The following is a 25,817-nucleotide window of genomic DNA, read 5'->3' on the forward strand; positions in this document are numbered from 1 at the left end:
CGGGCCTTTTCAGTTTCGGGTGGCGGACACGATGGATTCTCCGACCTCGCGGATAACCTCGGCCAGCCGGTCAGACCAGTCTTCATCCCCGCTGGACGCACGGCGGACCAGACCCACAGTGCGGGCCGGTTGTGGCGCGCCAAAGCGGAGCAGTTTCAGGCCGGGAACCGCCTCACCCTCGGCCCGTGCGGCAAGTTCCGGGATCAGGGTCAGGCCAAACCCTTCGGCCACCAAGCGCGACAGGGTCGCCAGCGAGGATGCGCCCATGTTGATCTGGCCGCTGCCCCGATCCTGACCACATACCTCAAGCGCCTGATCCGTCAGGCAATGACCGTCTTCCAACAGCATCAATTGCGCAGATTGCAGGTCCAGCGGGCGCAGCATGTCCGGGGTTGCGGATACTTTTTCCAACCGCGCGGCGCTGCCTGCCAACAGGAACTGATCCTGAAACAGGGGCGTCTCCCTGAACTCCGACCCCGCGACAGGCAGGGCCAGAACAGCGGCGTCAATCTCTCCGGTACGCAGCAGGGTCAGCAGGTGTTCGGTTCTGGCCTCGCGGATCTGCACCCGCAGCGAGACATCGCCGGCCCTTAACCCGGCCAGAACGCCGGGCAGCAGATACGGCGCAATGGTCGGGATGATCCCGATCGACAGCGACCGATGCCCGCCTGAATGATCGCGCGCAAATTGATCCAAACGGTCTGCGGCACCAAGGATCAGCCGCGCGCGGTCCAGAACATCCCGGCCAAGCGGTGTCAGAAGTATATCGCGCGCCTGCCGTTCGAACAGCACACCGCCCATGGTTTCCTCAAGCGCTTTGATCTGAACGGACAAAGCAGGCTGCGATACGTTACAGACCTGCGCCGCGCGCCCAAAGTTGCGCTGCTCGGCCACGGCCTGAAAATATTGCAGCTGTCTGAGTGTGAAATTCATAACCCCTGCTTATCACCACCCAAGTGATCTGCAAGGGTTATGTATGACTTCTAACCGATCATCCGATCCCGTTCAGCCTGATCTTCATAGTGTCGTTTCAGGCGCTGCAAAGCGATGCGCAGGACGATTTTACCGGACCGCGCCGACCATCCCATACGCTTTTCCGCCAATTCCAGCCCTTCCAGATAGCAGCAACACCGCAAGGCAACATCGCTGAGACCCGGACCCAGATCAGACAAGGCCCGCGCCACCCGGTCGCGCGCATCAGAGGACCCGCGTCCGCCATGCGACTCGCTGCCGAAACTGCCCCGGCCACCGCTTGTAAGAAACCGGTCCCAATTCTGCGCCAACTGAGGGCCGATCTGCGCCAGTTCAAAATCTTCGCGCAGGCGCTCCCCTGCACTGACAAGGGTCTCGTCCAGAAAGGGTTTACCGTCCCGATCCCGACGCCGCGCCAGCGCGATCAGCGGGCTTTCTGCAGCGCTATAGCGGATGCGCCGCGCCCGGTCGCCTTGGTCCGAGGCGGCTTTGGCCTGAAACGGTGTTTGCGCTTCGGCCATACCAAATTCATTGCGCGCGCGGGCTTTGTTCTCAGCCTCGGCTACAAGACGGCTCAGCGCGGTGCGACCTGATGCCGATATCCGGTAACGCGAAATCCGCCCGGGATTGTCGCAGGTGATCCAGTCCTGCAAGGCCAGCGCCTGTGCAATCCTGCACTCGACCACGGCGGTTCGGGTCGCACCGGCCTCGCCCGTATCCCGAACCACAACTGCCTTGTCCATATCTTCGGCCACGGCAAGCACCGACCCGGTTTCGCACAAACGGCGCAGAACGCGCATGGCTTCCTGATCGAAAACGTCCTCTTCCCCGTCGTCCGGCATGACACGGTGGTTTTCGGAAATCGAAAAATGGGTTTCGGCCAGCGATTGCAGGGCTGCATCCACAAGCGGATCGTCACGGCGCATTTCAATGCGTCTGATCTGCCGAAGAATGGTCGACGCATGGCACCCTGCCGATCGCGCGATATCCCGTATCGATCGGCCGGTCTCGGTATGAGCAAGGTATCTTTGCGCCCCTTCGGGCACCCATGCCGGGATGGTGAAAGCCACGTTGTTTTCCATATTCATTTGCCCTCGTCGACAAAACAGACTGCCACTTTTCGCCCTCGGAATTTGAGTTAACCAAATCTAACTAGAGGTGCTTTCGTTACTCGTTCGTTAACCCCAACGGCCTGGAACCAGATTTGATTCAAAAAGATAAACAGTCGTGAAACCATCGTTCGGGGGGAGCCGAACTAAGGCAACACCCGCTTAGGTTGTGTGACAAACAGGCCGTCAAAGCTCGTACAAGGGAACACGAACATGCAGGACCTGATGACCATGATCACAACGCTTCGCCGCCCCCGACTGCTGGCACGGGCGGCCAAACACGGGGCGCAGGATTACAATCGGGACCGGCACCTGCAACGCATTCTGGGATATGGTTCGCTGCCCGGCACAGGCGCGGCCCTGATGCGGTTGTTAGAGCTTGAGAGAGAGGTAAATGAACAACGAAAAGAAGAAGATGCCGCCTATTCACTTGTCCGGCATCTGGATCTTCTGATTGCCCTGTTGGGCGAGGCGCAGCTGTATCAGGCAAGCCGCGCCTCGTACCCTACTTGATCAGATGAAAGCGTCCGGCATGGAGGCTTTCTTTTCCGCTACATAAGCCTCAAGCGCGGCGGCTTTGTCCGGGTCCATCTGCGGCTGCTGATAGTTTGCCAGCAGATGCTCGACCCGCGCAGTTGCCAGGGCGCGTGTGTCGCGGGCGCCTTCTTCCTGCCAGGTCTCGAACGGCTTGTAGTCCAGCATTTCGGTTTTCCAGAACGCGTCCTTGAAATTGGCCTGCGTATGCGCGCAACCCAGATAGTGACCGCCCGGCCCGACTTCGCGGATCGCGTCCATGGCCAGCGCGTTTTCGTCATAGGTCACGCCTTTGGCCAAGCCGTGCAGAATGCCCAGTTGATCGGCATCCATGACGAATTTCTCGAAATCAGCGACCAGACCGCCTTCAAGCCAGCCGCAGGCATGCAGCATGAAGTTCACACCCGACAGCAGACCCATGTTCAACGAGTTGGCTGTTTCATACGCCGCCTGCGCGTCCGGCAGTTTCGACCCGCAGAACGAGCCGGCCGAACGGTAAGGCAGGTTCAGACGCCGCGCCAATTGGCCCGCGCCATAGGTGATGTGCGAAGCCTCGGGCGTTCCGAATGTCGGCGCGCCCGAGTTCATGTCGATCGAGGTCACCATCGCGCCAAAGATCGCAGGCGCGCCGGGGCGAATGATCTGGCTATAGGCGACACCGGCCAGAACCTCGGCCAGAACCTGCGTCAGCGTCCCGGCAACCGACACCGGAGCCATCGCTCCACCGACGATGAACGGAGAGATGATGCAAGCCTGATTGTTGCGTGCATAGACCTCCAGGGAGCCCATCATCACATCGTCGAATGTCATCGGCGAGTTGATGTTGGTCAACGAGGTCATCACCGTGTTTTCCTGCACGAACTCTTTGCCGAACAGAATCTCGCACATCTCAACCGAATCCTGCGCGCGGCTGGGGTCGGTCACGGATCCCATAAAGGGTTTGTCCGACAGGGTCATATGCGCCAAGAGCATATCCAGGTGACGCTTGTTCACCGGAATATCGGTCGGTTCGCACACTGTCCCGCCCGAGTGGTGCAGCCACTTGGACATATAGGCCAGTTTCACGAATTTGTTGAAGTCATCCATGGTCGCATAGCGGCGACCGCCCTGCGCGTCACGCACGAATGGCGGGCCATAGACCGGAGCAAGCACCAGATTGCGGCCGCCAATTTCGACCGATTTCTCGGGGTCGCGGGCGTGTTGCGTGAATTGGCTGGGGGCGGTCTTGATCAACTCACGCGCCAGACCGCGCGGGATGCGCACACGCTCACCATCGATATCCGCGCCCGCATCGCGCCAGCGTTCCAGCGCCGCCGGGTTGTCGACAAAGTTGACGCCGATCTCTTCCAGCACGGTTTCCGCGTTGTATTCGATGATCTCCAACGCTTCTTCGTTGAGAACTTCGAAATTCGGAATGTTGCGTTCGATATACTTTGCAGTTTCGATGCGAACCGCGGTGCGCTCGGCCCGGCGGGCAGCGCCACCGCCGCCTCTCGCCCTGCGCCGGGTGTTTGCCTCTGCCATGAGAAAATCCCGTCTGAATGGTTAGATTGACCGTTTAGTTACAGGATTGAGCGTCATTGAGCATATGGTTTACGGCGCTCTGGGGGGAAAAGCGACATTGGACCTCACGTTGGCGTAGATCTTCACCGTCGCGTTACGCTTCGGACACCGTATCCCATTCAATGCTGTCGATGCTCGGCTCAAGCATCAGAGGAGCGACAACCTTGTGCTGCAGTTCCTCGGGGTGATCTTCCATCGAGACCAGAACAGCGATTGTTCGTTTGCCTTCCACCGCATCGCCCTTTTCAAAGCCAACGATTCGAACATCGTTTTGCGCCAACGCCTTGAGAACAGCGACACGCGCATCTGCCTGCGCTTCTTCCGAGCATTGAAGAAGGATCTTGAACTCTTGCGTCAGCGGCACCCCGGCACGTGTGGTGCGCTTGAGCCATTTCACCAACGGCCTGAGCCCGAGATTCACAAAAATCACGAAACCCGTCATCATGACGGCAAACACCCAGGCCCCTGCCCCCGCCATCATTCCGACAGCAGCCGAGCACCACAGGGTAGCAGCCGTATTCAGGCCATGAATGGTGAATCCGTGCCGGAAAATGATACCGGCCCCCAGAAAGCCGATTCCCGAAACGACCTGCGCCGCAACGCGCGTCGGGCTCACCTCATCCGGAAACAGCGCCGAGAATACAACAAACGCAGCGGCACTCAGCGCGACCAGCGCATTTGTCCGCAGCCCGGCCATTCTTTGGCGGACCTGACGCTCGGACCCGATTAGCGCGCCGCAAAACAGCGCCAAAGCCAGATTCAGTGCGGCAATCTCGATGGAAATCGGCAATTTCGGTCCCTTGTTCTATTTGTATATACATCGATCCAGCCGAGTTGTCATATTTTCGTTACAAAACTTTTACAATTCCTTTTTTTGAATCGCTGAACCCCTTTCAGAATCAGAGGTTGCTCTTGCGAAACAGGTGCGCTTGGCCTAAGGCGCGGATATGACCCAAGACACCCATGACCGCCTTCTGATCATCGACTTCGGCAGCCAGGTGACGCAGCTGATTGCCCGTCGCCTGCGTGAACTGAACGTCTATTGCGAAATCCACCCCTACCAAAATGTCACGATGGATGTGGTGCGCCAGATGGCGCCGCGCGCCGTGATCTTTTCAGGCGGCCCGGACAGCGTCACGCGCGAGGGATCGCCCCGCGCCCCGCAAGAGATTTTCGACTACGGCGTGCCGATCCTTGGCATTTGCTACGGTCAGCAGGTGATGATGCACCAGCTTGGCGGCAAGGTCGAAAGCGGCCATGGCACTGCCGAGTTCGGTCGTGCCTTTGTTACACCAGAAAGCAAGCTAGACATTCTGGACGGCTGGTTCGCTGACGGCGACGAACAGGTCTGGATGAGCCACGGCGACCATGTCAGCGAAATCGCCCCGGGTTTTGAGGTCTACGGCACCTCGCCCAACGCGCCCTACGCAATCACGGCAGACCCCGCGCGCCACTTCTATGCGGTCCAGTTCCACCCCGAGGTGCACCACACGCCCAAAGGCGCGAAGCTATACGAGAACTTTGTCAAGCTGGCCGGGTTCAAGGGCGATTGGACCATGGGTGCCTATCGCGAAGAGATGATCCGCAAGATCCGCGAACAGGTTGGCGACAAAAAGGTCATCTGCGGTCTGTCCGGCGGCGTCGACAGCTCGGTCGCGGCGATCCTGATCCACGAGGCCATCGGCGACCAACTGACCTGCGTCTTTGTCGATCACGGCCTGCTGCGTAAGAACGAAGCCGCCGAGGTCGTGGGCATGTTCCGCGACAACTATAATATTCAACTGATCCACGCAGATGAAAGCGAGCTGTTCCTTGGCGAGTTGGACGGTCAGAGCGACCCGGAAACCAAACGCAAGATCATCGGCAAGCTATTCATCGACGTGTTCCAGAAACACGCCGACACCATCAATGGGGCCGAGTTCCTGGCGCAAGGAACGCTGTATCCCGACGTGATCGAATCCGTCTCGTTCTCGGGCGGGCCTTCGGTGACGATCAAGTCGCACCACAATGTTGGCGGCCTGCCGGAAAAGATGGGACTGAAACTGGTCGAACCTCTGCGCGAATTGTTCAAGGACGAAGTCCGGGCATTGGGCCGCGAACTGGGCCTGCCAGACAGCTTCATCGGCCGCCACCCCTTCCCCGGACCGGGGCTGGCCATTCGCTGCCCGGGCGAGATCACCCTCGAAAAGCTGGAGATCCTGCGCGAGGCCGATGCCATCTACATCGACCAGATCCGCAAACACGGCCTTTACGACGATATCTGGCAGGCCTTCGTTGCCATTCTGCCCGTGCGCACGGTTGGCGTTATGGGTGACGGCCGCACCTATGACTATGCCTGTGCCTTGCGCGCTGTGACCTCGGTCGATGGTATGACCGCCGATTACTATCCGTTCAGCCACGAATTCCTGGGCGAAACCGCCACGCGAATCATCAACGAGGTCAAGGGCATCAACCGCTGCACCTATGACATCACATCCAAGCCCCCCGGAACGATCGAGTGGGAATGATAAAGCATCGCAAAAGCCGGGATTGGTGATCACCATCCCGGCTTTTTTTGTTTACTGGCGCGGCTTCTGCGCCGACCTAGGGTTTTGAGGACCCTGCTGAACTCAGGCGTGAGCCATTGCGCGATGCCGCGCTGACCCGACAAAACCGGATTCAGGGTGCCCGATCCGCCCGAATCCGTTTAAGCCCTGTAAGACACAGGAACAAAGCGCGGAGGGTGCGGGGTGGAGAAAGGATCGGTCCAGGTCTTCAAGGCCGGTTTCTGGATGATCGGCGCGATCCTGTCGTTTTCCTCGATGGCTGTCGCCGGGCGCGAACTGAGCCTGCATCACGACACGTTCGAAATCATGATGTATCGCAGCATCGTGGGCATCATTGTCGTCGCGACTGTGCTAAGCGCAATTCGCGGGTGGCATCAGGTCACCACCGAACGCCTGAGCCTTCATGCGATCCGAAACGCGCTGCATTTCACCGGACAGAATCTGTGGTTCTACGCAGTCGGGGTGATTCCTTTGGCACAGGTCTTCGCCCTGGAATTCACACAGCCGCTGTGGGTCATCCTTTTATCGCCGTTGTTTTTGAATGAGCGTCTGACAACACTCAAGGTCACTGCGGCCCTGATCGGTTTTGCAGGGATCCTCATCGTAACGCGCCCCGGCACCGCCCCACTAAGCCCCGGTCTGATGATGGCTGCCGCCTCGGCGATTTTCTTCGCGTTTACAACGATAACCACCAAAAAGCTGACGCGGTTTGCAAGCATCGGATGCATCATGTTCTGGCTGGCCGTTATGCAGGCCGTTTTGGGGGCCGCAGCAGCGGGTCTGGACGGTCAGATCGCCCTTCCCACCCTGCAAACAGCGCCCTACTTGCTGTTGGTCGGGCTGGCCGGATTGCTGGCACATTTCTGTATTACCAACGCGTTAGCCATCGCTCCGGCCACTGTGGTCATCCCCTTTGACTTCGCGCGTCTCCCCACAATCGCCGTGGTCGGAATGCTTCTTTACAACGAGCCCATCGATCAATGGACAATGCTGGGGGCCGCCGTGATCTTCTCGGGGATTTTCCTGAACGTGTGGTCCGAGAATCGTAACAGTTTGGCAACAGTCCGCGACTCTAGTCGTAACTAGTAACGCACGGTCACGACTTGACCTTAAACTAACCGGAAAGAAAGTATCGGGCACATTTTTGCAGGTTGGTACGCAACTCACACTCAACGCGTAGCCGAAAGCACCTGCGAGGGACTGTAAAGGGAGGTTCAAAATGAAAAAAGCGCTACTGACGACATGTGCGCTTTGCTTTGGGGCGACAGCTGGTCATGCAGGTGGCCTGGATCGAAGCGGGCAAGGCATCAACCTGATCTTTGAGGAGGGATCGGTAGTTCAGTTTCGCCTTGGGTACACCAACCCAAGTGTATCGGGAACAATGCCTGCGTTAATCGGGCCAAATGCTGGTCAACCTGTCGATTCGGGCAACGTTGCAAATGACTTTTTTACACCGCACCTGGGGTACAAGACTGCTCTGACTGAACAGTTGGACTTTGCGATCATGTATGATCAACCTTTCGGCGCGGACATTGAATATGCCGATGATTACCCGCTGTCGATCAACCCAAACCCTGCTGGACGCCAGGATACTCTGAATGCAACCGCAGACACAGATGCTGTGACCGCGCTTTTGCGTTACAAATTTGACAACGGGTTCAGCGCACTGGGTGGCGTACGCGCGCAGCGCGTAAAGGCATCGGTTAGCGTACCACTTGTAGCCGGGTATGAAGTCAATACGGACGCGGACATTTCGTTCGGATATGTTGTCGGAGTCGCTTGGGAAAAACCGGAAATTGCTGCTCGTGTCGCACTGACTTATAACTCAAAGATCAGCCATAACCTCTCGCAAACCGAGGCACTTGATTCCACCGGTACACTCAACTCAGGAACCGAGATCGAAACACCGCAATCGGTCAATCTGGATTTTCAGACTGGCGTCGCCCCGAAGACCCTGCTTTTCGGATCTATTCGTTGGGTTGACTGGCCTCAGCTCAACTTTTCGCCGCCGAATTATCCATTTAACCCACTTGTCGACTACGACAACGCCACCTATACCTATTCGCTCGGTCTTGGTTATCAGTTTTCCGACGAATTCTCTGGTGCGGTAACACTTGGCTATGAAACCGACGAGGGTGAACCAGTATCGAACCTTGGTCCGACCGACGGTTTCTGGAGCATCGGTGTCGGTGGAACATATTCGTTGGAAAAAGCCAAAATCTCGGGAGGCATCCGCTATACCGACATCGGCGATGCGACCGTGGACGGCGCAGGCCCCAACGCGCGCGCCGACTTCTCAGGCAACAGCGCCTGGAGTGTTGGTTTCCAGATCACCTACGCTTTGGACTGATCTGACCGATCACGCAAACACAAGGCCCCGCCCATTCGGCGGGGTCTTTTTTGTCGCATGTTTCGGGTCGCTTCGGCGTTCGCGTGGTGACAGGTTGGCCCTATGGAACCTCAGAAACATCTCTCATCCCGCGCCTGGGCCGAACTGTTGCTTCTTGGCCTGATCTGGGGCGCGTCCTTTGTGTCGATTCGCATTGCGCTGGATACGATCCCGGTGATGACTTCGGTCCTGCACCGCACGTTCTGGGCCATGGCCGCGCTGTGGCTGGTCGTTTGGATCAAGCGCCTTGAGCTGCCCACGGACCCACGAACCTGGCTGGCCTTCTTGATCATGGGTCTTTTGAACAATGCCGTTCCCTTCTCGCTGATGGCGTGGGGACAGTTGCACATCGACACCGGGCTTGTGGCTATTTTGAATGCGGCAACGGCGATCTTTGGCGTGCTGGTTGCGGCCTTATTCTTCGTGGATGAACGGCTGACAAAATCGCGCCTGACTGGAGTCGTTCTTGGGTTTGCGGGCGTCTCGGTCGCCATTGGCCTTGGCAACTTTGCAGGTTTCAACCTGCAAAGCCTGGCTCAGCTCGCCGTTTTGGCGGGCACGGTGTCTTATGCCTTCGCCAGCGTGTGGGGCCGAAAACACCTGTCCGGCATGTCCCCTGTCGTCGCAGCGGCGGGTATGCTGACCGGCGCGATGCTCTTGATCCTGCCGATCACGCTGATGGTTGATGGCGTGCCAACCCTGCGCCTTCCGGCGGCAACATGGGCGGCCATTGGATACTATGCCATCATTGCAACGGCGGGGGCCTATCTTCTGTATTACCGGGTGCTGGCAATGGCTGGCAGCGGCAACCTGATGCTGGTCACTTTGGTCATCCCGCCCGTCGCCATTGTCCTTGGCGCGGGGCTAAGGGACGAAGCGCTGCCGCCCAATGCCTATGTCGGTTTTGCAATCCTTGCCTTTGGGCTGGTAATCCTGAACCGCTCGGGCAAGCGCGATTGACGCGGTCCCCTGCCCGTTCTAGCAAAGGCAAAACTAAGGGACAGCGGAACATGATCTACGGCTCGGCAAAGGATTGGCGCAGCGCTGCGCGGAAGAAAGTGCTGTTTTTCGGCATGTCGGGCCTGGGCAAAACCTATGTGTCGAACATCCTGCGGGATTCGGGCGATTGGTTCCATTACTCGATCGATTACAGGATCGGCACGCGCTACATGGGCGAATACATCACCGACAATGCCAAGGCCGAGGCGATGAAGGTGCCGTTTCTGCGCGACCTGCTTTTGTCGGATTCGATCTATATCGGCTCAAACATCTCATTCGAGAACCTGACACCTGTCGCCGCCTATCTGGGCAAGCCCGGCGATCCAGCCAAAGGCGGGCTTGAGATGCCCGAATACCACCGCCGTCAGGAACAGTTCCGACTGGCCGAGATTCATGCCTTGCTGGATACCGAGTATTTCATCGACAGGGCGCAGCGTCTGTATCATTACCCGCATTTCATCTGCGACACCGGCGGGTCGATCTGCGAATGGGTCGATCCGCATGATCCGTCTGATCAGGTGATGACCGAACTGTCCAAGCACACGCTGATGATCTGGCTGAAAGGGGACGAGGATCACACGGCAGAACTTGTCCGCCGCTTCGACAAAGCTCCGAAACCGATGTCCTATCAGGCCGAATTCCTGACCCGCGTGTGGACCGACTATCTGGACCAGCACGGCTGCGCCGAGGCCGAGGTCGATCCGAATGCCTTCATCCGCTGGACCTATGCGCAGGCGCTGGCCCATCGTCAGCCCAGATATGCGGCCATGGCCAAAAACTGGGGCATCACCATCACCGCCGATGAGATAGGCAAGGTGCGCGACGCGGCCGATTTCGATGAGTTGATCGAACGCGCCCTTGAGACCCAACCCAAGAACGCCTAACTACAAGCTTCTGTAAAAACCCAAAAAAGCCTGAACCGATGCCGATCAAGATCCCCTCAGACCTGCCCGCCTTTGACGTCCTGACCAAGGAAGGCGTCATGGTCATGGCCGAGGATCAGGCAATGCGTCAGGATATCCGCCCCCTGAAGATCGGGTTGCTGAATCTGATGCCCAAGAAGATTCAGACGGAAAATCAGTTCGCACGTCTGATCGGTGCAACGCCGCTGCAAATCGATCTGTCCCTGATCCGCATGACCGAGCATCGGACTAAGAACACCGCAGCCGAACATATGGCCGAGTTCTATCGCCCCTTTCAGGAGGTCAAGGACCAGAAGTTCGATGGCCTGATCATCACCGGCGCTCCGATTGAACATCTGGAATTTCCGGACGTTACCTATTGGGACGAGATCAGCGAAGTTTTCGAGTGGACCCAGACCAACGTGCATTCCACCTTCGGCGTCTGTTGGGGCGGGATGGCGATGATCAACCATTTCCACGGCGTCAAAAAGCACATGCTGGATGCCAAAGCGTTTGGCTGTTTCCGACACCGGAACCTGAACGCGGCGTCTCCGTTCCTGCGCGGCTTCTCGGATGATTGCGTCATTCCGGTCAGCCGCTGGACCGAAATGAAACAGGCCGAGATTGACGGCGCACCGGGGCTGAACACCCTGCTGGGCAGCGACGATGTGGGCCCCTGTCTGGTCGAGGATCCGGGGCATCGTGCGCTCTATATCTTCAACCATTTTGAGTATGACAGCGATACGTTGAAGCAGGAATATGATCGGGACGTGGCCAATGGCACGCCGATAAACGTGCCGATGAACTACTACCCCGATGACGACCCGACCCGGACGCCGCAAAACCGCTGGCGCAGCCACGCGCATCTTTTGTACGGCAACTGGATCAACGAGATTTACCAGACCACACCTTTCGACATGGACGAAATTGGCCGTTAAGCTTCTGATATCATTCGCCGTACTCGTTCTTGGCTTTGCCGCATTCACCGCGTGGCGCAGCGCCCAGATCGAAACACGGGCCGAGGCTGCCTTTCCACCGGAAGGTCAGATTTTAGATGTCGATGGGATCGCAGTCCACGCTGTCGTGATGGGCGAAGGCCCCGATGTGGTACTGATCCACGGGTCCAGCGGAAACACGCGCGACATGACCTTTGCGTTGGCGCCAATCCTTGCCCAGACCTACCGTGTCATCGTGTTTGATCGTCCGGGGCTGGGCTATTCCGCCAGTTTCAATCCTGACGGAGAAACCATCACCGAACAGGCTGACATCCTGCAGAAGGCTGCCGCTCAGCTAGGGGCTGATAAACCCATCGTCGCTGGCCAAAGCTATGGCGGATCCGTCTCGCTTGCCTGGGCCGTAACGCGGCCCGACAATATCTCGGCCCTTGTTCTGATCGCCCCCGCCGCCATCCCGTGGGAGACGCCGCTTGATGGGTTCAACCGCCTCGCCTCGACCCCGGTCGGGAACACGCTCGCACTGCCCCTGATCACCTCTTACGTGCCGGGTTGGTATGTCGAACAGGCGATGGACAAGGTCTTCGCCCCGCAGACGGCCCCCGAAGGATATGCCGCGCATTTCGGGCCGGAACTGACGATGCGCCGGGCCTCGATGCACGCCAATGCCAAACAACGCGCCAACCTGCTGGACGAAGTCGCCACGTTGCAACCCCGCTATGCCGAGATTTCGGTGCCGACGGAAATCCTGCACGGCACCGCCGACGACACCGTGGGGCTTGAGTGGCACTCGCACCGCCTGATCGAACAGATACCGGGGGCAGAGCTGATCGAACTGCCCGGCATCGGCCACATGCCGCAGGTCGTGGCTGCCGAGGAAGTGGCCGCCGCAATAGATCGGGCCGCGCAGCGTGCGGGTTTGCTTTAGGCAGGCACCTAATCCATAGTAAGAAATGGATTTTATTGCGAGGTGATGCATGGCCCGGTCCGAAAAAGGCTCCATCGATAACTACTTCCGCAAAGGCGCGCCGAAGGATGTGCGCGACCTGATCAAAAAGGCAAAAAAGGGCGAGATCCTGAACCCGACCTACCCCTATGCGGAAAAGATGAAGTCCAAGGACTATGAGGCGCAGATTGAGGCGTTGCAGATCGAACTGGTCAAAATGCAATCCTGGGTCAAAGAGACCGGTCAGCGGGTTGCAATCATCTTCGAAGGCCGCGACGCGGCGGGCAAAGGCGGCACGATCAAACGCTTTCGCGAAAACCTGAACCCGCGCGGCGCACGCAATGTGGCACTGGCCAAACCGTCCGACGCCGAACGCAGCCAGTGGTATTTCCAGCGTTATATCCAACATCTGCCCACGGCTGGGGAAATCGTGTTCTTCGACCGCAGCTGGTACAATCGCGGTGTGGTTGAAAACGTTTTTGGCTTTTGCGAGCCTGAACAACGCGAACGTTTCTTTCGTCAGGTTCTGCCGCTGGAAACCGGGCTGGTGAATGACGGTATCCACCTGTTCAAGTTCTGGCTGAATGTCGGGCGCGCCGAACAGCTGAACCGGTTCCTCGCGCGAGAAACCGACCCGCTGAAGCAATGGAAACTCAGCCCCATTGATGTGGCGGGATTGAACAAATGGGACGAATACACTCAGTCGATCTCGGAGACTTTGACCCGATCCCATACCGAGCATTGCCCCTGGACCATCGTCCGATCAGACGACAAGAAACGCGCCCGCATCGCAGCGATTCAGACGGTTCTTGGCGCGCTGGACTATGATGAAAAAGACAAGGGCGCGGTGGGCAAAATCGACCCAAAGATCTGCGGCGGGCCAGAGATTTGGGACGCGTAGGCACACAGCACCAAGTGATGGACGCTCAGACACAGGTGGACTATGTCTTTGCTTCCCAAGGAATGAAAACTGACCTGAGGCCAGGATGACGAAACGCGGTTACCACCATGGAAACCTGAAACAAGCCCTGATTGAGGCTGCGTTGTCCCTGATCGAGGAAAAAGGCCCAACGGGGTTCACTCTGTCCGAGGCGGCGAAGACGGCCGGGGTCACGCCAGCGGCTGTTTATCGGCACTACCACGGGCGTGAAGATCTGATTGCAGAAGCTGCCAAGCAAGGCTTCGAGATGTTTGCCGACCTGATGCAGTACGCCTATGACAAAGGCCAGCCCTCGGCCCTTGCCGCGTTCGAGGCGACGGGCCGCGCCTATCTGGCTTTTGCCCGCAAACATCCCGGCCACTATATCGCGATGTTCGAAAGCGGCGTGTCTCTGAACCGCACGCCCGAGCTGTCTCTGGCGGCCAATCGTGCCAAGAACGTGTTGGAAAAGGCCGCAGCCGATCTGTCGCAACATATTCCACCGGAAAAGCGCCCGCCTGCCTCGATGTTCAGCGCACATATCTGGGCGATGAGCCATGGGGTTGTCGAACTCTACGCCCGCAACACGGGCGCAACGTCGCCCTTCCCGCCCGAGGACCTGCTGGAAAGTGGTATCGGTATCTATCTGCGTGGATTGGGGTTGGTGCCGCAGGACGACTGAACCGGTTCAGACCCGCTGACTGTTTTGCGGTACGCTCAGGCCAGAGGTGACATTGATCAGGTTCATCTGCCCCATGCCCTTTATGTCGACAAGACCGATATCCGAGACCTGAAATTCGTCGATCAGGGCGTATTTCATTTCCTCCGGCGCGACGATATTCATCGGGTTTGCAAAGACTTGCAGACGCGCGGCGGTGTTCACCGCTGGACCAAAGACGTCATAGACGTATTTCTGGATACCCACGACCGACCCGACCGCAGCCCCCATGCCCAACCCGACACGTGCCTGCCATTTATGGGGGTGGCTTTCATTGCGGCGTTCGAGATAGCGCAGAAACCGCACGGCACAATGGGCCACGGCGGTTGCGTGATCCGGCGTCGCATCGGGCATGCCCGAAACGGCCAGATAGGCGTCACCGATCGTCTTGATCCTCTCGCATCCGAACTGTTCTACGATCCGGTCAAAGGCTGTGAAGATGTCGTTCAACTCGCTCAGCGTCACTGTCGGATCGGTTTTCGCGGCAAAGTCGGTGAAGCCGACAAAATCCAACATCACGACCGAGACCTGATCGTACAATTGCGGGGTCACAACACCGAAGGTCTTGAACTCTTCGTACACCGCGCGCGGCATCACATTCAGCAGCAGACGTTCGACCCGTTCCTTTTCGCGCTCCAACTCTCGGGTGTTGCGTTCCACCATAGTCGAGTAGCTGTCGATCATGCTTTCAAGTTCGCGAATGCGCGTGATGTTCTGGCATTCGATGATCAGAACCTGCTCGGAAAGGCCATTGGCCAGTGACACTGTGACCGCAAAGATCAAGGTCCGGCGCCTGGGCTTGATCTGCAACTCGACCGAGTAGCGCAGGCCAGATTGTTTAACGTCATCCAACTCTCTCAGATCAAGATCGGGCACGAGATCCATCAGCGTTTGACCGTCCTCCGGCTTGCCGAACCATTCGGCGAACGAGCCGTTGTGAAAGACAAACTCCAGATCCTCGGCCCGCACCACGGCCACGCCGACGCCAATAGCGCGCAACAATTGCTCGTTGATGGCATGGATACTCATGCAGCGTCCCGGGCGACGATGATCGACCGTTTTCCTTCAATCGCGCCAAGGGCTGTCTTGATGTCGGGCTCTGACATACCGTGCATTTCCAGCGCTTCGCCGAACAAGACGGCCATAGCGTCGAAATCCTCATGGCTGATATTGAGATGGCGGTGAACCGCCTCGATCCTGTCGTCACTGAAAGCAGCAGGCCCCCCGATCAGAGAGGAAACGAATTTGGTTTGATGGTCGATCAGGCGCGGCATATCGATATCTTCGAAATAGTCGCCGATCTCGTCGGAATCCAATGCCATTTCGTAGAAGGACATCACCACCCGGCTGATCGTTTTGAACCCACCGTATTTCTCATAAAGCGTCTGTGTCACACCAATACCCGGGCGTTACCAATTGAATAACGCCACAAGACTATAACAAATTCCGATTTTTGTTAACGTTTATCAGACTTAAGGGTCTATTCGACTGTTGTGGGGCTGTTTTTTGAACCCGGAAAGCGCCGCGAAAGGTCCAACCTCAATCCGTTCCATGGGTGCGGCTATAGGCCGAAACGGCCGGTGGTTCATGCGCAGCACGGGCTGTTTCACTGGGTTCGTAGACCTCGATCAACAACGGGTAGCAAGCGGCGGTGTCCGAGGAATGCTCGGACGAACAATCCCCGCCCGGGCAGGCCGACAGACCAACGATCAGATCAATCTCGGCGTAAAACTCAAGGTAATCTCCCGGACGCACCGGGCTGGCCTTCATGAAATACTGACCGGTGTCCCGCGTGAATCCGGTGCACATGAAAACGTTCAACACGTCATGCACGTGCATCTCGGCCTCGTGCAGCGGCAGACTGCAATGCCGGGACAAGGCGCGTGTCAGATTGGAATGGCAGCAATAGTGGTAGTCATCACCAGACAACAGACGACCGGTATACGGGTCACAGCGCGTCCCGATAACATCGTGGACCGAGCCGCCGAACTCATCGAATCCATACCAGTCCAGAGTGTCGTCAATGATGGTCGCCATCGGGCGCATGGCAGGGAAACTCGACCACATCCGGTCTCCGGTCGACAGATGCGTGCCATGCAACGCGCGGGTTTTTCCGGAATAGAACCGCTCGGCCAGATCGTGCTTGTTCCACAGGTTCAGATCGCCGACCTGAGACCCCTGCACCGACACAATGCGGAAAAACGCGCCTGCGGGGACGTCGATACACGCCGCATCCCGAGGGGCCGCAGTGACCTCGGCGGATTTGACGGCTGCGTTGCGCAGGGCACGCAGCCCGGTCAGGTCCGGCGGGTCCAGCGTGTCTGGCGGATAGCAGATGACGGGTTCAATGGCCTTGCGCTGAGACGCATCTGCAGGTGGCGTGGAGTTCGGGATTTCAAGTTTCACGGCGCACCTCTTGGCGAAAGACAATCAAATTGACGAACTCTGTAAGGGATAGAGCAAATCAGGCCGAACCGCCAAGGCCCGGAATCACAAATGCGCACCCCTTTCCGACACGCGTCAGCGCGCCATTCGCGCGCGCCGCCGGGCGATTGATTGCCGAAAGGCCCAATCGCTGAACACGGTCAACGGGAAAAGAACCCGCTCACCCAGCCCATCGATCACAACAAGCCGACCGCCGCGTTCCTGCGCGCGGACGATGTTTGCGGCCCACAGGTCGCCCACGATGATACGACCGCGCTCCAGATCGTCCAAAAGCTCCAGTAGTTCGGCCTTCAGCTTTTGCTGAACCTCGGGTTTATCCTTTGCCGCCACCATTTCAGCGTGCAGCGAGGGCGCGAGATCTCCGTCCGGCCCGGTCATTTTTTCAACCACAAGGGCCGGTCCCCGAGAGGTCGGCGCATAGCCCATGAACCGGGCCAGACGCTCAATCTCGGGACACCCACGATTCAGGGCCGCCAGGTATTCATTCGCCTCACGCGCCCATTGTCGCAGATTTCCGTACCGCCATTCGGCATAGCGCGGAATGAGATGGTTGCGCTTTGGCTCATCAACCCGAACCTTCAGCAAGGCGTTTTCCAGTTCAGGATGTTGGAATATCTCGTAATTCTGGCTTTTGCGCAGCGGCGCATTACCGTCCAGCTCAATCATTTTGTTTTTTGTCCTGTCTGCCGATATGCAGAGTTTTCCGCTTGAGGCGAATATAATCCCGTCATCAATTCGTTACAATGCAGGCAGTTGGCGCACCGGCGTTCACAGCTTGGCAATTGGACAGCAAATCGGATGAAAGTGGCGGAGAGACAGGGATTCGAACCCTGGAGACGGTTTCCCGCCTACACACTTTCCAGGCGTGCGCCTTCGACCACTCGGCCACCTCTCCGTGACGGCGATATTTGGACCAATGCCGGTGGATTTGCAAGGGCCGAATTCAGGGAAAGTGAACGGTTTCAAACAAATCCGTGACGTCGAAATCCGATGTCTTCTATGGACGGATCAAAGCTCATCCCCGGCGTCAGGATCCAGATCCGCCTCGGTCATTTGGATCGGCGCAGACGTCGCCTTTTTCGGGGCCTCGGGTTCTTTCTCAGGCGGCTCGGACGGGCCTTGAGGCGCCGGGTGCAGAACTTCGGGGTTGCGCAGCCAAAGATCACGCTGCGCAAACGGGATCTCGATCCCGGCCTCGGCAAAGCGGCGGTTGATTTCGTGGTTCATGTCGGATTTCACCGACAGCACCCAGTTCACGTCGCGCAGGATGGCCCGGATTTCGAAATCCAGCGAATCCGCGCCAAAGCCCTGGAACACCACGCTGGGCGCAGGGTTCGCCAGAACCATCGGATGGGCATTTGCGATCTCACCCAGAATCGTTTCGACTTGTTGCGTGTCTGTGCCATAGGCCACGCCTACCGGCACGATCACCCGCCCGATGGTATTGCCCCGCGTATAGTTCGTAACCACGCCGCTGATCAGGTCCGAGTTCGGAACGATCACATCTGTTCGGTCGAAGGTCTCAATCGTCGTAGACCGGACCGAGATGTCGCGCACATAGCCCATCATCCCGTTCACATCGATCCAATCCCCCTTCGAGATCGGACGCTCGACCAGCAGGATAATGCCCGAGACGAAATTCGACACGATGGTTTGCAGACCAAATCCGATCCCGACAGACAGCGCCCCGGCCACAATCGCAAGCGAGGACAGATCGAACCCGGCCACCATGATCGCGATCAGCGCAGCGATGGTGATCCCGACATAGCCGGACCCGGCCACAATCGCGTTCTGGCCGCCGGGATCAATTTTTGTTTTGGGCAACAAAGAGTTGCGCAACCCGCTTTGAACCAGCCGCGTCACCGTATAGCCGATGGCGAATACAGCCACAAAGGTCAGGAAATTGCTGGGTGAAATTGTGACCCCACCGATGTCGAAACCCAGCAGAATGCGCGTCCAGACTTCGATCAGATCAGTCTCGCGCGCGCCCCAGTAGATGGCCAGAACAGGCACCGACAGGATCGCAAGCGCAAACCCCAGCAGCACCGAAAACAACGAGTCGCGCGCGGCGTCGCCCTGCCCGGTTATCCAACCGTAAACCGTTGTCAGGAAGCGCTGTGCGATCACCAGCGCCGCAATCAGGATCAGCGTTTTGACCGCCGGAAAAACGATGGCCTCGGCTGCGTTCGTATAGCCGAACATCGCCAGAACTGGCGTCGCGATGCCAAGCAGGAACAGCACACGACGCAGCAGCTCGATCAGTTGACTCAGGCTTGCGCCCCGTGTTGAAGCGTTTGGGTCAACTTCGTCCTGTTGGACGTCATTGGTCCGGATATGGCGCACCCGCAGCAGAAGCAGCGCGGTCATGACGACAACCGGGAAGCTGACAACAGCCCGCGTCGCGTCCGAGATATTTTCGATCTGATCGAACAGAATGGCCAGTTCGTGCAAAATCAGCATGATGGCCAGCAGATCCAGATAGACCCGCAATTCCTTGATTTTATTTGCCGACAGGCGGCGGAAATTCTGCGCCTCTCCGATCAGATAGATCTGCCGACCGATCCAATCGTAGAAGAAAATGATCGCCGCCCAATACGGAACGCTTTGCAACAGAAACGTGCCGCGCAAGCCCAGCACCCCGGTCAGCGTGATCGCCTGAACGGCGGCCCAGACACCCAACCAGGGCAGAGCAATGCGGAACAGCGAGACGACAAAGGTCCAGACACCGGTGCCCCCACCGCCCAGTTTACGCAGGTAGTCCCCGCCTCTTTCCGACCAATAACGCCCAAAGATCAGCAGAACCGCCGAGGCAACCATCAACAGAAAAATGCCCAGACCGCGCTCGCGGATTTGTTCGCGGACGGAATCTGTACGCAGGTTCTTGGCGGTCTCGTTGAACAGGCTGCGGGTGGCTTCGGTCACATCCGCCCAGGCCGGCCGCCAATAGATCGGGTTGATCGGGGACGGACCACGCTGCAACAGCTCTTTTTTCTGGCGGTCCCGGATGATCCGGTCAATCTCGCTGATCAACCCGTTGGCCCTGCTATAGGCCTCTTCTGAGATGATCCGGGGGACGCGCAGGCTGTTGAGTTGTTCGTCCAGATGCGCGCGCAACATCGCCAGTTGTTCTGGTTCTTCGGCATCACCTTCCGGCTTGGGCCCCAACGCCTTAATCTGGCCTTCCAATGTCTGAATGCGGTCAGTGTTTGCCCCGCGCGCCTGATTAAAGTCCTCGCGGTAATTGTTTATTTCAGAACGTAAATTCTCTAACGCAGCGTTCGAGGCCCTGTTGGCCTCGATCACCGTTTCGGCCCGGTCCGCCGTCTTGATCCAGCCCTGATAGTATTCACTCTGCCGGTCGGTCAGTTGCGCGGTGGCCGCGCCAACAAACCCGAACAGACATAGGGCAACCAGAACAAGACACAGGCGGACCTGTTGCAGCATCATACGTCCTCGAACACGCCCGGAATGCTGCGGGGCGCTTCGGTCATCCAATCCGGTACCGGCAGTTCTTTTTCACGCAGGAATTCCGGGTTGAACAGCTTGGACTGATAGCGTGTGCCATAGTCGCACAGGATGGTCACGATGGTATGGCCGGGGCCCAGATCCTTGGCCAGACGCACCGCGCCCGCCATGTTGATCGCGGTCGAACCGCCCATGACCAGACCTTCCTCGCGCAGCAGATCGAAGATCAGGGGCAGCGCCTCGTTATCGGTCATCTGGTACGAAAAGTCGGGCGTGAAGCCTTCCAGGTTCTTTGTGATGCGCACCTGTCCGATGCCTTCGGCGATCGAGCTGCCCTCCATCGCGATCTCACCGGTGGTGTAGTAGGAGTAAAGCCCTGCCCCCATCGGATCGACCAGGCCGATCTTCACGCCCTTGGGCTGCAAAGCGTCGGCCACACCGGCCAGCGTTCCGCCTGAACCTACGGCACAGACAAAACCGTCCACCTTGCCATCGGTCTGTTCCCAAATCTCGGGGCCGGTGGTTTCCACATGGGCCTGACGGTTGGCGACATTGTCGAACTGGTTGGCCCAGATCGCGCCATTGGGTTCGGTTTGCGCCAGTTCCTCGGCCAGACGGCGCGAGTAATGCACAAAGTTGTTCGGGTTGCGATACGGGGCGGCCGGAACCTGTACCAGTTGCGCACCAGCAAGGCGCAGCATGTCTTTCTTTTCTTCCGACTGGGTTTCCGGGATCACGATCACCGTCTTGAAACCCATCGAGGCACCAACCAGCGCCAGACCGATCCCGGTATTGCCCGCCGTGCCTTCGACGATGGTGCCACCGGGCTTCAACTCGCCACGTGCGACTGCATCCCGGATGATGTAAAGCGCCGCGCGGTCTTTGACCGACTGACCCGGGTTCATGAACTCGGCCTTGCCGAGGATCTCGCATCCGGTCTCTTCACTGATGCGCTTCAGCCGGATCAGCGGTGTTTTCCCGACTGCGTCGGCAAGGTCTCGTGCAATGCGCATGGCGCCCTCTTGTCGTTTGGTATCAGGGAAGATTTACAGCCGAGCCGCCGCAACCACAAGCGCGATAGTCACTGGCGCAAACGGTCCCGGTGACGGGCCAGCCAATGGGCCAGCGACAGCAAGGGCAAATCCTTGAAGGCGTGGCTGTCCACAAGCCCGATGAATTCCGAATACGGCAGAATTCGGGTGCGAATATCCTCGCCTTCGCTGTCCAATCCGCCTGTGTCGGTCGTTTCGGTCAAAGCTCCAAGACCGACATACAGATAGACATACTCGGTCGAAGACCCGCTTGAGGAATAGGCCCCGCCCGCAAATTCTAGCGCATCGAGCGTGACCTGAGCCTCCTCCAACGCCTCGCGATGGGCCGCCTGTTCCGGTGTTTCACCAGCGTCGATCATGCCCGCCACCGGCTCCCACATCCAGGGTTCGGGGTCTTCGATCAGGAAGATCGGGGGGCGGAACTGCTCGACCAGCATCACGGTATCCTGCACCGGATCATAGGGCAGAACCACAACCGCGCTGCCCTGCATCAGGCTGTTGCGGTTCAGAACAGGACCCATCGAACCGTCGTGCAGGCGGTGCTGCAGCTGGATTTCCTCCATGCCGAAATAATCGACATAGGCGCGTGTATGGCTGTGGACGACAACATCCGTTGCCGTATCGCGCGGATCACCCGAGCGGCGCTGCCGGGCAAACAACTTGGCCTGGGCGCGGGTCTGTATTGCCGGGATGCTACGGGTCATCTTTTTGGCATCAACCTTGCCGAAATAGGCCATCTCTTCTTCGGCGGCGAGCGCGGTGACCTCGCCCAGTTTCTCGGCCCACCGCTCCAGCGACCAAAGACCCGCAGGCACCCAGGCACCGGGGGCCGGGAAAAACACCTGAGCGGTCGTCGTGCTGCCATCGGGTAAGGCTACGGCCAAGGGCTGCAAATCATAGTCGAACCCGCCCTCATAGTAAGCTAGTCGGGCAAGATCCTTCTCGGTCAGGTCGCGGGCCAAAAGGCCGCCGGCCTCAGCCCCCGGCATTGGCTGGATCATTGGAAAGTCCTCTCCGACTACCTCATGAACGGCATGATCCGGCAGAGTGGCAGGGGTCAGCGACACATCCCCGGCGGACCGGCCCAGCACACGCGCCAGCAGTGGAACGTAGCGCAGGGTGCCGTAAAAGAACAAATCAGACACGGGTGAACAGCTTTCCTGTCGGGTTGAGGGTATCAGCGCCAGCGTCGGCTGGCGATTTCCGTGGCCAGTCCGGCCAGCACCGACCCGACGGCCAGAGTGATCAGGATTTCCGGAACCAGCAGCAACCGCCCATAGTCGACCCCGATCACGAAGATCGCCTTGAGCGCCTCGAACGGGCCGTCATAGCGGTTGCGCATGGCAAGGCGGAACATCTCGTAACAGCCCTGCACAAACAGCGCCCAGAACACCAGCGAGGCCACGCCGGTCAGCCCGTTGTTGATCCCGGCAGTCCAGCCGCGCCCTGCCCGTTTGCCCATGATTTTCCAGCCACATGCCACAGCGATTACAAGGTTCACCACGGTGAAATAGCCGTAATCCTTACCCTCTTCCCCGTTATTGATAATCATGCTGGAGACCAGAAAGGCCACCACCGCAAGACAAAGGGCGGCAACTAATCGCGCGGCTGTGGGCATTTACGAATTCCGTTCCTTAACTGGGCTTTGCTATGGTGATCTGTGTCACATCGCAATTGCCCGTGTCAAAGGCCGCGCCACATGCGGTCAAATAATAATTCCACATGCGGCGGAAACGCTCATCAAATCCCATGTCAGCGATCTGATCCCACTTGGCGTTGAACGTGTCATACCAGCGGCGCAGCGTCAGGTCGTAGCTTTTGCCAAACTCTTTCGAGCGCACCAGATCAAGCCCCGCCAGATCGATCTGTTGGCGCAGGATCGTGGGCGATGGCAACATGCCGCCCGGAAAGATGTATTTCTGAATGAAATCAACGCCGTTCTTGTAAAAATCCCAGCGGTGATCGCCCACGGTGATGATCTGCAACGTGGCTTGGGCACCCGGCTTCAACCGCTCGCGCACCGTCTCGAAATAGACCGGCCAGTATTTCTGTCCAACGGCCTCGAACATCTCGATCGAGGCAATGCCGTCATACAATCCACGCTCGTCCCGATAATCCTGAAGCTTCAGCTCGACCATATCGGAAAGCCCAGCTTTTTCCATACGTTGCCGCGCAAAGTTCAACTGTTCCTGACTGATTGTCAAGCCGGTGACGCGCAAACCACGCTCTTTCGCGGCATATTCGGCAAAGCCGCCCCAGCCGCATCCGATCTCAAGCACATGATCGCCGGGTTTGACGCCCATTTCGTCAATGAGGCTGGCATATTTGGCCGTCTGCGCCTTTTCCAGGCTCTCCTGTCCGGTCTCGAACAGTGCGCTGGAATAGGTCATCGTGTCGTCAAGCCACAGGCCATAGAAGTCATTGCCCAGATCGTAGTGGTACGAGATGTTCTTCTTGGCCTGTTTCCGGTTGTTGCGATGCAGCCAGAACCGCAGCCGTTCATAGGCCTGCACTAGAAATTTGCCGGTGAACCCGTCATAAACCGTTTCCGAACCGAGATGGACAAGATCCATAAAGGATCGCAAGTCGGGCGTGCTCCAATGTCCTTCCAGATAGGCGTCCGAGAACCCAAGCTCTCCTTCCCGGATAAGACGGGCAAAAACATCCGGGTCGTGGATTTCGACCGCTGCAATCGGGCCGGGTTTGGGGCCTTCTGATCGAAACACGCGACCATCCGGCAAAGTGATATCCAGCCGCCCGGACTCCATCTTGCCCAGCATCTTGAAGACTTGCGCGAAATATCTGGGCAGGTCTGTCTGCCCCTCGGTCGACGTCAGGATCATCCGCTCTCCCCTCTGCGGTGTTTGGTTCAGGCTAGGACGGCTTTTTGTTTCTGGCAAGTTTTCAGTTCCTTACTGGGTTTTTCGGCTTTCATACGCAGACAGAGCGCGCTTGCGCCCGTCAGCCAAATCCACGGCCGGTGGCGGGTATGGCGTGGACGGGTTCATTCCCCAGGACCTCGGGATCGCGTCGAAATAGGCCAAGGCGGTAGCGCTTGGGTTTGCGCGCCCTTCCGCGATCCAACGCTGCAGGTATCGGTTGTCGGGGTCGAACTTTTCCTGCTGCGTATGCGGGTTGAAGATGCGGAAAAACGGGGCCGCATCCGGACCTGATCCCGCCACCCATTGCCAGCCCATCGCGTTCGAGGCCGGGTCCCAGTCGATCAGGCAGTCCTCAAACCAATTCATCCCGACTTTCCAATGGGTCATCACGTGCTTGGTCAGATAGCTTGCGACAATCATCCGGGCACGATTGTGCATCCGGCCGGTCACATACATCTCGCGCAGGCCCGCATCGACTACAGATATGCCGGTTCTGGCCTGTTTCCAGGCCAACACCTCGGGGTGGTCCGGGTCGGTATTCCATGGGAAGGCATCCCATTCGGGCCGCCAGTTGCCGGTCAGCAGGTGCGGCGTGTGGTACATCAGGTGATAGGCGAACTCGCGCCAGACCAACTGCCGTAAGAATCCGTCGGTCCCGGTCGTTCCCATCAACGCGGCCTGTTGCACCCGGTGCCACGCCGCCCGAGGGCCGATCTCGCCCAGCGACAGGAATTCCGAGAGGTTCGAGGTGCCATCGACATCCAGTCGGTCCCGGTCTTCGGAATAGCGCGAAACGCGCTCCAAAAAGGCGTTCAGTTGGTCATAGGCCGAGTTTTCACCGGGTCGAACATGCGGGCGAACGACCCGAGCGCCCCGGTTCATCGATTTTCCCATAACCCACTCACCCAGCGTCTCTGACACAGGCCAACGGGTGGGCGCGTTCAGGTTGGTTACTTTGGGAAACGGCTCGGGCACCTCGCGCCCCTGCACTGCGCGCCACATCGGAGTGAACACACGGAACGGCTGCCCGGTTTTCGTGGCAACGGTCCAGGGTTCGAACAGCAGATGGCCTGCAAAGGACCTGGCTTGAACGCCATCGTCGATCAGGGCCGCTTTGACTTTGGTATCCCGCGCAATCGACTCTGGATCATATGCCCGAGACCAGTAGACCTCGGTCGCGCCGGTCTCGGACACCAGTTTCAGCAACTGGTCCAACGCATCGCCGCGTCGTAGGATCAATTGGCTGCCAGCCTGACCCAGCGATTGCGCGAAGGCTTCAAGCCCCAAACCCAGACGCCATCTGGGTGCAGCGCCAAGTGCCTCGGTCAGTGGATCAAGAATGAACACCGGAATGACAGGCCGACCGGTTTGCGCGGCGGCAGACAAGGCCGGATGGTCCGACAGGCGCAAATCTCGTCGGAAC

Annotated in this window: 24 protein-coding genes and 1 tRNA gene; 10 read left to right on the forward strand and 15 right to left on the reverse strand. The window is 58.4% G+C overall.

The features are described 5' to 3' along the window. Positions 1–9: 9 nt before the first annotated feature. Both ACR0E6_RS05255 and ACR0E6_RS05260 read right to left on the reverse strand, forming a co-directional pair. Entirely contained in the window at positions 10–933 is a 924-nt protein-coding gene (locus ACR0E6_RS05255) for a LysR substrate-binding domain-containing protein (RefSeq protein ID WP_170734635.1), read from the reverse strand. A gap of 50 nt (positions 934–983) precedes the next feature. Then, a complete protein-coding gene (locus ACR0E6_RS05260; RefSeq protein ID WP_480582219.1) occupies positions 984–2,054 on the reverse strand; it encodes a DUF6456 domain-containing protein in 1,071 nt (356 codons plus the stop codon). A gap of 240 nt (positions 2,055–2,294) precedes the next feature. Between ACR0E6_RS05260 and ACR0E6_RS05265 the strand changes: the two genes are divergently transcribed. Continuing rightward, positions 2,295–2,594, forward strand: coding sequence for a DUF6477 family protein (locus ACR0E6_RS05265; RefSeq protein ID WP_170451141.1), 300 nt, complete (start codon positions 2,295–2,297; stop codon positions 2,592–2,594). Here the strand turns inward: ACR0E6_RS05265 and ACR0E6_RS05270 are convergent, their stop codons facing one another. Both ACR0E6_RS05270 and ACR0E6_RS05275 read right to left on the reverse strand, forming a co-directional pair. Continuing rightward, the gene (locus ACR0E6_RS05270; protein ID WP_170518230.1) at positions 2,595–4,139 is read right to left on the reverse strand and encodes a trimethylamine methyltransferase family protein; all 1,545 of its coding nucleotides are present in this window, start codon (positions 4,137–4,139) and stop codon (positions 2,595–2,597) included. A gap of 133 nt (positions 4,140–4,272) precedes the next feature. Then, entirely contained in the window at positions 4,273–4,968 is a 696-nt protein-coding gene (locus ACR0E6_RS05275) for an MgtC/SapB family protein (RefSeq protein WP_170518227.1), read from the reverse strand. Between the two features lie 157 nt (positions 4,969–5,125). On the opposite strand from ACR0E6_RS05275, the gene guaA reads away from it, so the two are divergent. The 9 genes from guaA (at position 5,126) to ACR0E6_RS05320 (ending at position 14,514) form a co-directional block, all read left to right on the forward strand. Continuing rightward, positions 5,126–6,685, forward strand: a complete 1,560-nt coding sequence (gene guaA / locus ACR0E6_RS05280; protein ID WP_480581423.1) for a glutamine-hydrolyzing GMP synthase — start codon at positions 5,126–5,128, stop codon at positions 6,683–6,685. Between the two features lie 264 nt (positions 6,686–6,949). Continuing rightward, on the forward strand, positions 6,950–7,810 hold the full coding sequence (locus tag ACR0E6_RS05285; protein ID WP_480582221.1) for a DMT family transporter: 861 nt from the start codon (positions 6,950–6,952) through the stop codon (positions 7,808–7,810). A 133-nt stretch (positions 7,811–7,943) separates the two neighbouring features. Continuing rightward, positions 7,944–9,074 carry an OmpP1/FadL family transporter gene (locus ACR0E6_RS05290; RefSeq protein WP_480581426.1) on the forward strand — a complete coding sequence of 377 codons (1,131 nt, stop codon included), beginning with the start codon at positions 7,944–7,946 and terminating at the stop codon, positions 9,072–9,074. A gap of 102 nt (positions 9,075–9,176) precedes the next feature. Next, complete coding sequence (locus ACR0E6_RS05295) at positions 9,177–10,073, forward strand: DMT family transporter (protein WP_480581428.1); 897 nt, start codon at positions 9,177–9,179, stop codon at positions 10,071–10,073. A 50-nt stretch (positions 10,074–10,123) separates the two neighbouring features. Continuing rightward, a complete protein-coding gene (locus tag ACR0E6_RS05300; protein ID WP_480581430.1) occupies positions 10,124–10,996 on the forward strand; it encodes an ATPase in 873 nt (290 codons plus the stop codon). Positions 10,997–11,034: 38 nt separating this feature from the next. Next, positions 11,035–11,952 (forward strand): homoserine O-acetyltransferase MetA, encoded by a 918-nt coding sequence (gene metA, locus ACR0E6_RS05305; protein ID WP_170451156.1) that lies wholly within the window; start codon positions 11,035–11,037, stop codon positions 11,950–11,952. Next, the gene (locus ACR0E6_RS05310; RefSeq protein WP_480581432.1) at positions 11,942–12,895 is read left to right on the forward strand and encodes an alpha/beta fold hydrolase; all 954 of its coding nucleotides are present in this window, start codon (positions 11,942–11,944) and stop codon (positions 12,893–12,895) included. The genes metA and ACR0E6_RS05310 overlap by 11 nt, the downstream gene beginning before the upstream one ends. 49 nt (positions 12,896–12,944) lie before the next feature. After that, positions 12,945–13,814 carry a polyphosphate kinase 2 gene (gene ppk2, locus ACR0E6_RS05315; RefSeq protein ID WP_170451160.1) on the forward strand — a complete coding sequence of 290 codons (870 nt, stop codon included), beginning with the start codon at positions 12,945–12,947 and terminating at the stop codon, positions 13,812–13,814. Positions 13,815–13,899: 85 nt separating this feature from the next. Next, entirely contained in the window at positions 13,900–14,514 is a 615-nt protein-coding gene (locus tag ACR0E6_RS05320; protein WP_170451162.1) for a TetR/AcrR family transcriptional regulator, read from the forward strand. 6 nt (positions 14,515–14,520) lie between these two features. Here the strand turns inward: ACR0E6_RS05320 and ACR0E6_RS05325 are convergent, their stop codons facing one another. The 11 genes from ACR0E6_RS05325 to ACR0E6_RS05375 form a co-directional block, all read right to left on the reverse strand. After that, positions 14,521–15,579, reverse strand: coding sequence for an adenylate/guanylate cyclase domain-containing protein (locus ACR0E6_RS05325; protein ID WP_170451164.1), 1,059 nt, complete (start codon positions 15,577–15,579; stop codon positions 14,521–14,523). After that, positions 15,576–15,944 carry a group I truncated hemoglobin gene (locus ACR0E6_RS05330; RefSeq protein ID WP_170451166.1) on the reverse strand — a complete coding sequence of 123 codons (369 nt, stop codon included), beginning with the start codon at positions 15,942–15,944 and terminating at the stop codon, positions 15,576–15,578. The genes ACR0E6_RS05325 and ACR0E6_RS05330 overlap by 4 nt, the downstream gene beginning before the upstream one ends. A 145-nt stretch (positions 15,945–16,089) precedes the next feature. Next, positions 16,090–16,956 (reverse strand): urea carboxylase-associated family protein, encoded by an 867-nt coding sequence (locus ACR0E6_RS05335; RefSeq protein ID WP_480581436.1) that lies wholly within the window; start codon positions 16,954–16,956, stop codon positions 16,090–16,092. A gap of 114 nt (positions 16,957–17,070) precedes the next feature. Beyond that, positions 17,071–17,661 carry a YrbL family protein gene (locus ACR0E6_RS05340; RefSeq protein WP_480581438.1) on the reverse strand — a complete coding sequence of 197 codons (591 nt, stop codon included), beginning with the start codon at positions 17,659–17,661 and terminating at the stop codon, positions 17,071–17,073. 139 nt (positions 17,662–17,800) lie between these two features. Beyond that, positions 17,801–17,890 (reverse strand) — tRNA-Ser (locus ACR0E6_RS05345). A 113-nt stretch (positions 17,891–18,003) separates the two neighbouring features. Further along, on the reverse strand, positions 18,004–20,439 hold the full coding sequence (locus tag ACR0E6_RS05350; RefSeq protein ID WP_170621711.1) for a DUF3772 domain-containing protein: 2,436 nt from the start codon (positions 20,437–20,439) through the stop codon (positions 18,004–18,006). Then, positions 20,439–21,473 (reverse strand): cysteine synthase A, encoded by a 1,035-nt coding sequence (locus ACR0E6_RS05355; protein ID WP_480581440.1) that lies wholly within the window; start codon positions 21,471–21,473, stop codon positions 20,439–20,441. The genes ACR0E6_RS05350 and ACR0E6_RS05355 overlap by 1 nt, the downstream gene beginning before the upstream one ends. Before the next feature lie 68 nt (positions 21,474–21,541). Beyond that, the gene (locus ACR0E6_RS05360) at positions 21,542–22,657 is read right to left on the reverse strand and encodes an NUDIX domain-containing protein (protein WP_480581442.1); all 1,116 of its coding nucleotides are present in this window, start codon (positions 22,655–22,657) and stop codon (positions 21,542–21,544) included. Between the two features lie 32 nt (positions 22,658–22,689). After that, complete coding sequence (locus ACR0E6_RS05365; protein ID WP_170518201.1) at positions 22,690–23,130, reverse strand: TrgA family protein; 441 nt, start codon at positions 23,128–23,130, stop codon at positions 22,690–22,692. A 16-nt stretch (positions 23,131–23,146) separates the two neighbouring features. Then, complete coding sequence (locus ACR0E6_RS05370) at positions 23,147–24,355, reverse strand: SAM-dependent methyltransferase (protein ID WP_170734621.1); 1,209 nt, start codon at positions 24,353–24,355, stop codon at positions 23,147–23,149. Between the two features lie 69 nt (positions 24,356–24,424). Further along, positions 24,425–25,804, reverse strand: a complete 1,380-nt coding sequence (locus ACR0E6_RS05375) for a cryptochrome/photolyase family protein (RefSeq protein WP_480581445.1) — start codon at positions 25,802–25,804, stop codon at positions 24,425–24,427. Positions 25,805–25,817 lie beyond the last annotated feature (13 nt).

Source organism: Ruegeria sp. AP12, assembly GCF_056540025.1.